This window comes from Pseudoalteromonas sp. MelDa3, assembly GCF_002863625.1.
GTDB classification, from domain to species: Bacteria; Pseudomonadota; Gammaproteobacteria; order Enterobacterales; family Alteromonadaceae; genus Pseudoalteromonas; species Pseudoalteromonas arctica.
Genome location: NZ_PJBR01000111.1, coordinates 1 through 13,926 on the forward strand (window position 1 = coordinate 1; position 13,926 = coordinate 13,926).

A 13,926-nucleotide genomic window follows, 5' to 3' on the forward strand; every position below is an offset into this window, starting at 1 on the left:
TAGACATGCTGTAAAACCAGGTATTACTGGTCTAGCACAAATAAGCTACCCTTACGGGGCTTCAGTTGAGGATGCTGTTTGGAAACACAAATATGACATTCACTACATTAAGCACCATAGTACTTTTGTTGATTTAAAAATTATGATTAAGACTATCAAAGTGGTCATTTTTGGTATGGGGCGTTAAATGCAAGAATTAGTTTCTATAATAATGCCTTCATATAACGCAGAGAGGTTTATAGAGGAAAGCATTAATTCAGTACTATCACAAACATACCAAAACTGGGAGTTGTTAATTACTGATGATGTCTCTAAAGATAATACGGTTGCTATTGTTAAACAATACGCTATAAATGAACCGCGTATTCGACTAGTTGAAAAAAGTAATAATGGTGGTGCAGGCGTAGCTAGAAATGATTCAATATTAAGAGCTAAAGGTCGGTATATTGCTTTTCTGGATTCAGATGACTTATGGGTGCACGAAAAGCTAAGCAAGCAAATAAGCTTTATGCAGAATAACAACGTGCCTTTTTCGTACACGGGCTACCAAAAATTTACTGGTGATAAAAAGCTACTAGGCGAGATTATTCCTCCAGCTGAAATAACATATAACGAGCTACTCAATAGTAATGTAATTGGTTGCCTAACAGCTATTTATGATTGCCAAGCGATAGGTAAGCAATACATGCCTACAATTCGAAAGCGACAAGATATGGCCCTGTGGCTACATATTCTTAAATTAACTCCTAAAGCTGTTGGTCTACAAGAGTCACTAGCTCACTACCGAGTTGATGTAGGTATGAGTAGTAATAAAGCTGAAATGTTAAAGTGGCAATGGCGTTTATATAGAGAAGTAGAGCAGTTAAGCGTTATCAAGTCTTTAAAACATTTTGTGATCTATGCCTTAAAGGGCTACCTAAAATACAAGAAATAAGCGAACCATGATGGAAAACATACTTAAGCTAATTGGACGAACAGAACTTTTATTTAAAAGTGACATAGCAATTAACGAGCTGAAATTATCTGAAATAGTCTCAAATTCAAAATTTCTTGTACTAGGTGGAGCAGGCTCAATAGGCCAAGCCGTAACAAAAGAAATTTTCAAACGTAATCCAAAAAAGCTTCATGTTATTGATATTAGTGAAAATAACATGGTTGAGTTGGTTCGCGATGTTCGTAGCTCGTTTGGTTATATAGAGGGTGACTTTCAAACATTCGCACTTGATATTGGCTCAGTTGAGTATGATGCATTTATAAAAGCAGATGGCCAATATGATTATGTATTAAACTTGTCTGCACTTAAACATGTTCGTAGTGAAAAAGACCCATTTACATTAATGCGTATGATCGACGTAAATGTATTCAACACTGATAAAACAATTCAGCAATCAATTGATTGTGGTGCAAAAAAATATTTTTGTGTCTCTACTGATAAAGCAGCTAACCCAGTCAATATGATGGGTGCATCAAAACGTATTATGGAAATGTTTTTAATGCGTAAAAGCAAAGACATTGCTATTTCTACAGCTCGATTTGCAAACGTTGCTTTTTCTGACGGTTCATTATTACATGGCTTTAACCAGCGTATACAAAAACAACAACCAATTGTCGCTCCTAGTGATATAAAACGTTACTTTGTTACACCACAAGAATCAGGTGAGCTATGTTTAATGTCGTGTATCTTTGGTGAAAATAGAGACATTTTCTTTCCGAAGTTAAGTGAAGCTTTGCACTTAATTACCTTCGCTGATATTGCTATTAAATACCTTCAAGAACGTGGTTTTGAGCCTGTTTTATGTAAAACGGAAGACGAAGCACGTGAACTAGTAAAAACTCTACCAGCTCAAGGGAAGTGGCCATGTTTGTTTACTGAAAGTGACACTACAGGTGAGAAAGACTTTGAAGAATTTTTTACTGACAGTGAAACATTAGACATGGAACGCTTCGAAAATTTAGGCATTATTAAAAATGACGCTATATTTGAGCAAACTTTATTAGCTAAGTTTGAAGAAGCTATTGCGCAAATGAAAGCGGATAAGTCTTGGACAAAAAACGAAATTGTCTCGCTTTTCTTTAAAATGATTCCTGATTTTGGGCATAAAGAAACAGGCAAATACCTTGATGGTAAAATGTAATTAGGTAGATATATTATGACTAAACAGCTTGTTTCATTTGTAAAAGATCTTTACCAAACTAATGAGTTTATTCCTCTACACGCACCGACTTTTTCAGGAAATGAACAAAAGTATGTATCTGAAACAATTAGCAGTACGTTTGTTTCAAGTGTTGGTAAGTTTGTAGATGACTTTGAAAAACATATTGAAATTTACACCGGAGTGCCAAAAGCAGTTGCTACTGTAAATGGTACTGCAGCATTACATGCAGCATTATATATGGCAGGTGTTAAAAGTAACGATATCGTTATTACTCAAGCTCTAACTTTTGTAGCAACATGTAATGCAGTACATCATATGGGGGCTGAGCCTGCGTTTGTTGATGTATCACCCGTCAGCTTAGGTTTATGCCCTAAAGCATTGTCTACATTTTTAGAGCAACATGCCGTATTAACCGAATCGGGACCGATACATAAAAAAACAAAACAGCGCTTTCAGGCAGTAGTGCCAATGCATACATTTGGGCATCCTGTTGAGCTTGATGAACTAATCAGTGTGTGCAATGAGTGGCAGATTGCTTTAGTCGAAGATGCAGCAGAAAGCCTTGGCTCATTTTATAAAGGTAAGCATACAGGTACGCTAGGTGATTTTGGCGCAATTAGCTTTAACGGTAATAAAATTATTACCACCGGTGGTGGCGGCATGGTTTTATGCAAAACCTTAGCCACGGGACAGCATACAAAGCATATAACCACTACAGCTAAGGTTCCTCATCCGTATGAGTTCTTCCATGATGAAGCGGGCTTTAATTATCGTATGCCTAATCTAAATGCAGCACTTGGTTGTGCGCAAATGGAAAGCCTTGCCGCATTTATCGACAATAAACGTCATCTCGCCAGCCTATACTTAGACTTTTTTAAAGGCTCTGACTTTCAATTTGTAACTGAGCCTAGTTATGCAAAATCAAACTATTGGTTAAATGCAATTATTTGCCCAAACCCCAGTGAGCGAGAAAAGCTACTAAAGCAGACTAATGCTGATGGTGTAATGACTCGACCAATATGGCAATTAATGCATCGACTACCTATGTTCGAAAATGCAATGCGAGGCGATTTAAGCCATTCAGAGTTTATTGAAGCTCACTTAGTTAACATACCAAGCTCTCCAGTTAAAAGTTTAGGCAAGTTATAATGACAAAGAAAATAGCTGTATTTACAGGGACTCGTGCAGAGTATGGACTGCTGTACTGGCTTATAAAAGATATTCAAAGTGATCCAGAGCTTACATTACAGCTATTAGTTTCAGGCATGCATTTATCATCTGAGTTTGGTGAAACCTACAAACAAATAGAGCAAGATGGTTTTAGCATAGATGAAAAAATAGAAATTCTACTTTCATCAGATACTGCCGTCGGTACAGCTAAAAGTATGGGGCTTGGTGTGCTTGGTTTTACGGACGCGTTAAGTAGATTAAAGCCAGATGCGCTGGTTATTTTAGGTGACCGCTTTGAAGCACTTGCAGCCGCTCAAACCGCAATGATATTACGTATACCTATTTTGCACCTGCACGGAGGTGAAATCACCGAAGGGGCATATGATGACGCTATTCGCCACGCCATTACTAAGCTTAGCTATTTACACGGAACGTCCACTGAAGAATATCGCCAACGTGTTATCCAGTTAGGTGAGATGCCTGAGCGGGTTAAAAATATTGGTGCAATTGGTCTTGATCATTTAGCACGTAGTGACTTTATGAGTGTCAATGAAATTGGCAACTCTTTAAACTTTAATTTGAAGCCGCCTTACTTTCTTGTTACCTATCATCCAGTAACGTTAGGTGAAGAGCCTCCAGAGCAAAGCTTTACGGCATTACTCAATGCATTAGATGAGTTTAAAGATTATCAAGTTATTTTAACTTACCCCAATGCAGACGATGGTGGACGCCGTATAATCCCAATACTTGAAGACTATGCTAAACAGCATCCAAATAGAGTATGTGCAATACCTTCATTGGGACAAAGGCGCTATTTGAGCACGGTAAAAAATGCCGCTGTTGTTATTGGTAATTCATCGAGTGGTATTATTGAGGTCCCTGCATTTAACGTGCCTACAGTCAATATAGGCGTACGACAAAAAGGCCGTTTAGCAGCTATAAGTGTACTAAATTGTATAGCGACGAAAGAAGCAATTTCAGCCGCATTAGAATCGGCTGTTACAGGCCGCTATAAAGCCCCTGACGAAATAATAATAAACCCATACGGCGCCGGCAATGCAAGTGCTCAAGCAATTCAAATGCTCAAATCTTTAGAGTTTGAGCCGAGCAAATCTTTTTACGATTTAAAGTGAGAACCTCTATGACATTAATTATAGCTGAAGCTGGTGTTAACCATAATGGCAGTGACGACTTAGCGTTTTCTCTTGTTGATGCTGCGCATCAAGCAGGAGCTAATATAGTTAAGTTCCAAACATTCAAAGCTAAAAACTTAGTCACTGAAGATGCACAACAAGCTGAGTATCAAATTACTAATAGTGGTCAAAAAGAGTCTCAGTACTTAATGCTCAAGCGATTAGAATTAAGCTACGAAACGCATCATAAGTTAGTTAAATATTGTAATAATTTAGGCATTGAGTTTTTATCTACTGCATTTGACTCAGAAAGTCTTTCATTTTTAGTTGATGATTTAGGAATAACGCGATTAAAGTTACCATCTGGTGAAATCACAAATGCGCCATTGGTACTTGAGCACGCAAGAACAGGTTGTGATCTAATCGTATCAACAGGTATGGCAACGCTTTCGGAAATAGAGCAGGTATTATCAGTAATTGCTTTTGGTTATATAAACCCAGAAGGCACTCCAACAGAAGAAGCATTACAAACAGCGTATTTTTCAGAGCAAGGTAAGCAATTATTAAAAGATAAAGTAACACTTTTACATTGCACAACCGAATACCCAGCGCCATTTTATGATATAAATTTAAATGCCATGGACACCATGAAAGACGCGTTCAAGCTCAAAGTAGGGTACTCCGATCATAGTGCGGGAATAGTAGTGCCTATTGCTGCGGTAGCTAAAGGTGCAGTGTTAATTGAAAAGCATTTTACTGTTGATAAAGCATTGCCAGGGCCAGATCACAAAGCATCACTTGATCCAATAGAATTAAAAAAAATGGTTGATGGCATTCGTATTGTAGAAAAAATATTAGGTGATGGCATTAAAGGGCCAAGGCCTTCTGAAGTTAAAAATAAAGCCGTTGCGCGTAAAAGTTTAGTTGCAGCACAAGCAATTAAACAAGGAGACATATTGACGGAAAAGCATATTTCAGTAAAACGACCTGGGGACGGCATTGCACCAATTAATTTTTGGAAATTATTAGATACCCCAGCCACTAAAGATTACTCAGTTGGTCAATTACTCGATGAAAAATAAACCTCTTGTAATGATTGGTGGCGGAGGCCATGCCGCAACCTTATTAGAAATTCTTTTACTACAAGGAAGAGATATTATTGCTGTTGTTGCACCCGAAATAACAGCAGGCCAGGAGTTATTTAAAGATATTAAGCATTTTAAAAATGACGACGCTATTCTAAACTTTTCTCCTGAGGAAGTTGAACTTATAAACGGCATAGGGGCAATGCCTTATTCTGGTTTACGAACTAAGATCCATATTGAATTTAAAAGCAAGTTTTATGAATTTGCCACAGTGATCGCAAGCTCAGCTAATGTGTCTGCATACGCAACCATTGCACAGGGAGCGCAAGTTTTATCAAATGCCACAATTTGTATAGGAAGTAAAATTGGTTTTGGAACCATAGTAAATACTTCAGCTAGCATTGATCACGATTGTGAAATAGACGCGTTTTGTCATATAGCACCTGGCGTTATAATGAGCGGCCAAGTTTATGTAAAAAAGTCCGTACATATAGGCACTGGTGCAAAAATTATCAATGGCATTCAAATAGGCAAAAATACAATAATTGGTGTTGGCGCTAATATTTCAAAAACACTCCCAGACTCCGCTATCGTTTATGGAGCCAGACCATACATAAAACTGGAAGGTAAGTTATGACCACTAATTTTGAAAATATTTTGATCTCTCCAGATGTCAAAATACGAGACGCGCTAAAAGTAATAGACAAAGAAGCCATGCACGCTGCTTTAGTTGTTCTCGAGTGTAATAAGTTAATCGGCTTAGTAACCGATGGTGATATTCGTCGAGGATTAATTAACGGCATTGGTCTTGATGATCCTGTGACCGAAATAATGAATATATCACCAACCAGTGCAACAACGTCGATGTCTAATGAGTCCTTAAAAGTAATGATGCAAAAAAAGAAAATTTTGCTTTTACCTATACTTAATGAAAATGGCCGACTTGTTAATGTAAAGACATTACATGAAACACTTGAGATTGAAAAACGTGATAATCCCGTTTTTTTAATGGCGGGCGGCTTCGGCACTAGATTACGCCCACTAACAGATAACTGCCCAAAGCCCATGCTCAAAGTGGGTGGTAAGCCAATGTTAGAAATATTAATCAATCATTTTAAAAGTCATGGTTTTTATAAGTTCTATATTTCTACGCACTATTTACCTGAAGTGATCATGAGTCACTTTGGTGATGGTAGTCAGCACGATATAGAAATCACATACGTTCATGAAGATGCCCCTTTAGGCACAGGTGGCGCACTTTCGTTATTACCAAAGGGCATTCCTAAGCTACCTCTTATTATGATTAATGGAGATATCCTTACTAACGTAGATTTTGGAAAGGTCCTTGATTTTCATATTAAAAATCAAGCGGATGCTACTATGTGTGTTCGTGACTATGAAATTAAGGTTCCCTTTGGTGTTATTGAAGGTAAAGGAAATGAAATTTCAAATATCGTCGAAAAACCAACTTATCGCTACTTTGTAAATGCCGGTATATATGTTATTTCAAATAAAGTAATTGAGTCACTATCAAGTAATGAGTACTTAGACATGACAACATTATTTGAAAACTTAAAAGCGAACGATGAAAAAACATTAAAATTCCCGATACATGAATATTGGCTAGATGTTGGCCGCCATGATGACTTTAATCGTGCACAAGTTGATATTCATGATCTTGGGGTGCTTTAATGAATAATGAAAAAACTATTTTAGCGATTATACCTGCTAGGGGGGGAAGCAAACGCCTTCCAGGGAAAAATATTCTACCACTAGCAGGTAAACCAATGATTAATTGGTCAATCGAAGCTGCAAAAAATGTACCATCAATAGCGCGAGTAATGGTAAGTACAGATTGCGAAACCATTGCCAATACGGCAAAGGCCGCTGGCGGAGAAGTCCCTTTTTTAAGGCCTGCTAGCCTATCATCAGATACAAGCAGTAGTGTCGATGTAGTACGCCATACGCTTGAGTATTTTAAAGGTATAGGCGAATGTTTTGATTATGTATTACTACTCCAACCAACATCGCCTTTACGCTCCGCTGCTGATATACAAGGTGCGCTTGATTTATTAAATGTTAAAAATGCTGATTCAGTAATATCAGTTTGTGAGTGTGAGCATTCTCCACTGTGGAGTAATACATTAGATGATTCATTATCTTTAGAAAACTTCATCCCTAAAAATGTAAAAAATATGCGTAGCCAAGATCTACCACAATATTACAGATTAAATGGTGCAATTTATTTAACTAAAGTTGAACAGTTTCTGCAAGAAGGGGTTTTGATGTCTGGCAATAGTGTAGCTTATAAAATGGATAGCCATAGCTCTGTAGACATCGATACAAAACTAGACTTTATAATTGCTGAAACAATCCTGCGAGACAAAATACATGAATAAAATACTTATAATAGGTGCTGGGCAACTAGGAAGCAGACACTTACAAGGTGCTTTACAAAGTGCTTTACCACTGAATATTACGGTTGTAGACCCATCCATCGATTCGTTAAATATTGCACAGCTAAGAGCCGAGCAAGTCTCTATCGAAAATGTAAAAAGAACAGTGCAATACTCGCAAAGCTTACCAAAGGCAGAGTCATTCGACGTATGTATTATTGCAACCTCAGCACCAGTACGCGCTAAAGTAACAGCCAACTTACTTGCTGAAAATAAAGTTCGTTATATTATTTTTGAAAAGGTACTATTCCAAGCGCTGCGTGAATATACAGAAGTTGCAGCATTACTTGAACAGCATAATGTAACTGCATGGGTTAATTGCCCTCGAAGACTTTACCCTTCTTATCAGCAAATTAAAGAACTTTTAAACCCGAACGAAGTACTTGCAATGAAAGTGTCTGGTAGCGGCTGGGGAATGGCATGTAATAGCATTCACTTTATTGATTTGTTTTCGTATTTATGTAACGAAGCAAACTTACAAGCTACCGAAAATAATCTAGATACACAATTATTGGAAAGCAAAAGAGTGGGTTTTTACGAGCTAACCGGTAAAGCAAAGTTTATGCTTGGCCAGCATTCATTAGAGCTTGAGTGTACAACGGCTGACGAAGTAGCAATACAAGTATCGCTTTCATCTGATTCTAACACTATATCAATCGACGAAATTACAGGTACTATTATTACAGCCAATGTTTCAGCTGAGCAACAATTTAAGCACCAAGTAAAATACCAAAGCGAGCTAACCGGTTTAAATATTGATGAAATACTAAATACCAATACTTCATCATTAACTCCTTTTAATGAGTCGTGCCAGCTACATACCCCTATGATTGAGCTATACCTTGAGCATATAAATAACGTGCTAAATAAAAACTTATTAACGTGTCCAATAACATAAAAAGGAGAACAAAATGATTTGGTTAGTTGGCTCAGGCCCTATGTCGGTTGATTATGCAAAAATTTTAGATGCTCAAAATCGTGATTATATCGTTATTGGCCGTGGTAAAGTATCTGCAGATGAATTTACCAACAAAACAGGTAAAGAGGTTATTCAAGGCGGACTTGAAGCCTTTTTAGAAGCGGCCCCTGAATGCCCTGAAGCGGCAATTGTGAGTGTAGGCGTTGCACAGTTATACGCAACCACTCAACAGTTAATTCAAAACGGTGTAAAGCGCATATTGGTTGAAAAGCCAGGCGGAACAACATTAACCGAGCTTAATACTTTATATGAGCAAAGTACGGCAAGTGGCTGCGATGTTTTTATTGCTTATAATAGACGTTTCTTTGCTTCAGTTATCGCATTAAAAGAAAGGCTTAAGGCTGAAGGTGGCGTAACATCGTTCAACTTTGAACTAACAGAGTGGGCTCATGTTATAGAAAAAATAGACAAGCCTAAAGACGTGCTCAGTAAATGGTTTTTAGCTAATTCTACTCATGTAGCCGATCTAGCATTTTATTTAGGCGGTCAACCTAAAGAAATGGCTAGCTTTGTTACTGGTGAACTAAATTGGCACCCTACCTCTTCAATCTTCTCAGGGGCTGGTGTGAGTGAATCTGGCGCATTATTTAATTATGCAGCTAACTGGGAGTCGGCCGGACGCTGGGCTGTAGAAGTACTTACTAACGAAAATAGATACATATTAAAGCCAATGGAATCGTTGCTAGTGCAAAAAAGAGGCACTATTCCTCAACTTAGTGTCGAAATAGATGACTCGCTAGATAAAGAGTTCAAGCCCGGCTTATATAAACAGTTAGACGCATTTTTACAAGGCGATGTAACAAACCTTTGCTCGTTAGATGAACAGCGCCATATGTGTAGCTTTTATAATAAAATGGCAGGTTATGAGTAAGCATCAAGATCACGATTTAAATGTTTTTTATGTAGAGTCTCCAGGGCAGTTAATAAATGCCATGGAGGCAATATATAAATTTCAAAGTAAATGGAAGTTACTTATTCGCTATAATGGTGATGCCATAAATGATCAGCAAATAGAAAAAGTGCTTAACTTTTATATGAGCAAAAGTGAGCCTGTATTTACAAGTGGCGAAGTCGTAAAAGTTTACTCTTTCATTCGTTTTGTAACCACATTTATGAGTGTTTTATTATTGAATGGTAAAGCTAAAAAATATGTTGGCTGCCATAAAAGTAAATTTTTAAAACCGTTTCATTTATTAAGAACACCAATGATTTTAATGGATGATGGCGTGGCCACATTAGCTTATTTAAATCGGCTTAAAAACGAAAAAAGAAGCTTTATCCAACGGTTTTTTTCTACGCTTAACCCTATGGATTTATTTACAGCACTAGATTTATCTAGTTTTGATGTAGGAAAAGCAACTGTCGAAAAACATAACTTTAGCTTTTTAAAAAGTTTAATTACCGATAGCGACGACTCATCAAAAGTGTATTTTTTTGGGGCTAAGTATATAGAAGCATCGATTCTTAGTGAAAAATCCTACGAAAACCTATTAACACAAGTTATACAGGCATATGAAGGACAAGACGTATATTACCTTCCTCATAGAGGTGAAGATAGAGGACGATTAAACAGATACAAATCAATCGGATTTAAAATATATGAGCCTAGTTTTCCGTCTGAGTTAGAGCTGGTATTAACTGAGCATAAACCGGCTGTAGTCGCTGGCTTTTTTACTGCGTCTTTGTTTACAACAAGTGTAATCTCACCAAATACACAGGTCACCTCGTTTAAAATACCTAACGAGCTAATTAATACGCCATCATTAAATTATATATATGACTATTTTTCGACCTTTTCTAGTATTTATGAATTAGAAGCCTGAAATGAAAAAGCTTTTTACATTGAGCCTAGTTACACTTATTTCTTCTAGTGTCGCATTCTTATTTTTACCTTATATTTCAGCCAGTCTGTCAATGGCGTCTTTTGCTGATTATTCTTTACTGTACTCTTTAAGTGCGGTGTTGTCAGGTGTTTATATATTTGGCACCACTGCAAGTTATTCACTAGCCGCAGCAGAAAAAAATGATACATACGCATCTGATTCAGTACAGATGTTTTATACTGTAAATGTATTTTTAACCGTGTTTGCTTTTTTAGCCACGTTAATAGCGATAATTGGCTTTAATATTTCTTGGGCATTGTTGGCACTGCCTCTTTTAATCTCTGGAAGAAGTGTTTTTCAGGTTACCTCACATTATTTTAGAGTTAATAAAAACACATCTAAATTTGCTTGCTATCAAATAATTACTTTGACGGCCTCTTTTTTAGTGCCTTTAATATGCAGTGAATTAATTGAAGAGTTCTCAGGGATAGACTTTATTGCTGTTATGTCATTTATATTATTAGCAGCGGCATGTGTTGGTTTTGGGGTTTTATACAATGCGGGCCTTTTAAAGTTTACTTTAATTAACCCTTTAAAAATTACATTTTTTAGGTTTGGTTTGTTTGCAGCGTTGCATTCATTAGCCGCAGCGTTAATAACCATTATGGATAGATTTATTCTAATTGGATTTATAGAAAAACAAGTATTCGCACTTTATGCGCTGGCAGCAACCCTCGCATCAGCCCTTAGTTTGTTTTTTACTATTATCAATCAAAATATAGCGCCCGACTTTTACTCAAAAATGAAAATGACAAACAATAAAAGGAAGGTGTTTTACCAGTATCTCTTAGCGTATTCAGCCATTCTTGTTGTGGCATTTGGCCTGTATCAAGGTTTAATTAGCTATATTGTTGATATATTTTTCCCTAAGGAATATGCGGGAGCTGTTGAGTTTTCTAGAATATTAGCATTCGCTTCACTTATTCAGGGGATGTACTTTTTTGCATCATCATTATTAATGTATTTTAATTTATCTGAAAAGCTATTTAAAATTACTCTTTTGCTTGGCGGTATTAGTATCGTTTTTGGAATAAGTGCTTATAACTTTTTTGGTATATATGGTGTGATATATAATTGTATTTTAATTTGGTTTTTATATGCTTTAAGTGCTTATTTTGTAGGTTACAAAGAGTTAAAGCGTGTAATTAATTTGGAAAGTGTATGTTCATAATAAAAAGCTTACTTAGGGTTATATACCAGTTTATTGCACGGGCTAGAATCGGTTCGTATAAAACAAAACCTAGAGTAAATGGTTTTACCTTACTGACAAAAAAAACTTATATAGGCACTAACGTCAATTTTAATGGTTTTAGAGTGTATGGTAATGGGGAGGTTACAATTGGAGATAACTTTCACAGTGGTTCAGGGTGTTTCATTATAACGCAAGTTCACAACTATCAAGGCGAAAGTATTCCTTACGACAGTACCTATTTATACAAAACAGTCACTATAGAAGATAACGTGTGGTTTGGTATGAATGTATCGGTACTATCAAGCTGTGTTATAGGTGAGGGCGCAATTATTCAGGCTGGCTCAGTAGTTGTGAGCGATATTCCTAAATATGCAATTGCTGGAGGTAACCCATGCCGAGTATTTTCTTCTAGAGATGTAGAACATTACCAGCGACTAAAAGCGCAAGGGAAGTTCCATTAAATGGTAAGAAGTAAATTACTTAATAAGGTGTTTTTTGTCTTTTTTGTGTCATTTTTCTTCCAGCAATTTTGGTTAGTAAATATCGGTACGCCACTAAAGCCATATATGCTACTAGTGATCTTAATTGCGCCGGTTTTATTTTTGCTCCCCAAAATTAAAATTTATTCGCCTAAGCTGCTTGTATTACCCTTTTTGTTTTTTGTATATATGCTTTTTAGCTTTTACCAAGCTACAAATTTTAATTTAGTAATGGTTCGATTTATCGGAATTACACTATTAATTGTTGCCTACTTAATTTTAGTTATTTCATCTAAGCACATCACATTAGAATCATTTTATATTTTCATTAAGAAATTTTCCTACATTTATTTAGCCTTTAGCCTTGGTTATTATTTTATTGGCGTTGCTGGGTTATTGCTATTCGGCATGGAGCTAGATGGCGACAGAAAGCTATTTGGTTTATATATGGAAGGAGTACTGCCAAGGTTAAGAGGAGGAGCCGACAGCCCTAATAATTTTGTATTGTTACTGTTACTATTAAATGTAGGCTACTTAGTGAGTGCAAGTACGCTTAATAAAAAAGTAAGCTCAATTATAATGCTAGCTTCAGCTTTGTGCTTACTGTTAACGATTTCAGTAACAGGCTATGTTGCTTATGCATTACTGATCGCCACTATTAGCTTAAGAAAAGTTAAGTACTTACTGGGTTTAATTACAGTATTAACTTTATTGATGGTTGTACTCGCTTTTTCTTATTTTCAATTTGAATGGTTACAACAAATAATTAATGCCCGAGCTGATAGAGTGAGTAGTGGTAGTGGTCGTTCAGATCTTTTTGCATACATACTGCAATTAATTAGCAAACAGCCATTTTTTGGCTTTGGCTTAGCGCAAGTGCGTGAGTTTTTGGTTGGCTTTCATGGCCGAGACTTACAAAGTGCACATAACTCCTTTTTAGAAGTGTTTTTTGAAGGTGGTGTACTCGCTTTACTTTTATTTATCTTGTGCTGGATTATGCTAGTTTTAAAAATGGTCTCTAGTAAAGTTCCTGTTTATATAAAATTAATCCTATTAAGTTATATAGGTGGCTTGTTTCTTATTTCGATGGCTAACATGATGGTATATGTTGAGTTAATGGTTCTGAATTTATTTGCCCTTATATTTTATTGCAGGCTAGTTGAAGTTTATATCGGTAACAAAACAACATTAGTCGTATCGAAATAATATTAACTAGAGGTCTTCACTTAACGTAAAAATTCGCTCCATACAGCTATTGATAATTCATATATTTGATAATGTAAGAAAAAATAAAGCGGGTAGATGGTCGAATAAAAGCTCACCTAGCTTTTATTTATAAGCATTAAATTTTTACTAAATACTTTACGGCTTTTAAGCGGAATAAAAATAATTA

General features: G+C 36.4%; 15 protein-coding genes. All 15 read left to right on the plus strand.

Translation table 11 applies throughout. From position 1 onward, the window contains the following. The coding region (locus CXF89_RS16660; protein WP_180961417.1) for a sugar transferase at positions 1–187 on the plus strand (187 nt) is incomplete at its 5' end. Continuing rightward, complete coding sequence (locus CXF89_RS16665) at positions 188–934, plus strand: glycosyltransferase family 2 protein (RefSeq protein ID WP_121955235.1); 747 nt, start codon at positions 188–190, stop codon at positions 932–934. It begins immediately after the preceding gene. A 10-nt stretch (positions 935–944) separates the two neighbouring features. Further along, the gene (locus CXF89_RS16670) at positions 945–2,135 is read left to right on the plus strand and encodes a UDP-N-acetylglucosamine 4,6-dehydratase (RefSeq protein ID WP_121955236.1); all 1,191 of its coding nucleotides are present in this window, start codon (positions 945–947) and stop codon (positions 2,133–2,135) included. 15 nt (positions 2,136–2,150) lie between these two features. Continuing rightward, positions 2,151–3,305, plus strand: coding sequence for a LegC family aminotransferase (locus CXF89_RS16675; RefSeq protein ID WP_121955237.1), 1,155 nt, complete (start codon positions 2,151–2,153; stop codon positions 3,303–3,305). Then, entirely contained in the window at positions 3,305–4,459 is a 1,155-nt protein-coding gene (neuC, locus tag CXF89_RS16680; protein ID WP_121955238.1) for a UDP-N-acetylglucosamine 2-epimerase, read from the plus strand. The genes CXF89_RS16675 and neuC overlap by 1 nt, the downstream gene beginning before the upstream one ends. 8 nt (positions 4,460–4,467) lie before the next feature. Next, on the plus strand, positions 4,468–5,541 hold the full coding sequence (neuB, locus tag CXF89_RS16685; protein WP_121955239.1) for an N-acetylneuraminate synthase: 1,074 nt from the start codon (positions 4,468–4,470) through the stop codon (positions 5,539–5,541). After that, positions 5,531–6,181: an acetyltransferase gene (locus CXF89_RS16690; RefSeq protein WP_231612765.1), complete on the plus strand. Its 651-nt coding sequence runs from the start codon at positions 5,531–5,533 to the stop codon at positions 6,179–6,181. Before neuB ends, CXF89_RS16690 begins: the two co-directional genes overlap by 11 nt. After that, positions 6,178–7,236 (plus strand): nucleotidyltransferase family protein, encoded by a 1,059-nt coding sequence (locus CXF89_RS16695; RefSeq protein ID WP_121955240.1) that lies wholly within the window; start codon positions 6,178–6,180, stop codon positions 7,234–7,236. Before CXF89_RS16690 ends, CXF89_RS16695 begins: the two co-directional genes overlap by 4 nt. Further along, a complete protein-coding gene (locus tag CXF89_RS16700; protein WP_121955241.1) occupies positions 7,236–7,943 on the plus strand; it encodes an acylneuraminate cytidylyltransferase family protein in 708 nt (235 codons plus the stop codon). The genes CXF89_RS16695 and CXF89_RS16700 overlap by 1 nt, the downstream gene beginning before the upstream one ends. Next, complete coding sequence (locus CXF89_RS16705) at positions 7,936–8,898, plus strand: Gfo/Idh/MocA family oxidoreductase (RefSeq protein WP_121955242.1); 963 nt, start codon at positions 7,936–7,938, stop codon at positions 8,896–8,898. Before CXF89_RS16700 ends, CXF89_RS16705 begins: the two co-directional genes overlap by 8 nt. Positions 8,899–8,911: 13 nt before the next feature. Continuing rightward, positions 8,912–9,850, plus strand: a complete 939-nt coding sequence (locus CXF89_RS16710; RefSeq protein WP_121955243.1) for a Gfo/Idh/MocA family oxidoreductase — start codon at positions 8,912–8,914, stop codon at positions 9,848–9,850. Beyond that, on the plus strand, positions 9,843–10,802 hold the full coding sequence (locus CXF89_RS16715; protein ID WP_121955244.1) for a polysialyltransferase family glycosyltransferase: 960 nt from the start codon (positions 9,843–9,845) through the stop codon (positions 10,800–10,802). Before CXF89_RS16710 ends, CXF89_RS16715 begins: the two co-directional genes overlap by 8 nt. Positions 10,803–11,061: 259 nt before the next feature. After that, positions 11,062–12,033, plus strand: coding sequence for a polysaccharide biosynthesis protein (locus CXF89_RS16720; protein ID WP_219621672.1), 972 nt, complete (start codon positions 11,062–11,064; stop codon positions 12,031–12,033). Beyond that, complete coding sequence (locus tag CXF89_RS16725) at positions 12,024–12,515, plus strand: acyltransferase (RefSeq protein ID WP_231612766.1); 492 nt, start codon at positions 12,024–12,026, stop codon at positions 12,513–12,515. Before CXF89_RS16720 ends, CXF89_RS16725 begins: the two co-directional genes overlap by 10 nt. A gap of 249 nt (positions 12,516–12,764) precedes the next feature. Then, positions 12,765–13,739, plus strand: a complete 975-nt coding sequence (locus CXF89_RS16730; protein ID WP_180961418.1) for an O-antigen ligase family protein — start codon at positions 12,765–12,767, stop codon at positions 13,737–13,739. Positions 13,740–13,926: the final 187 nt, after the last annotated feature.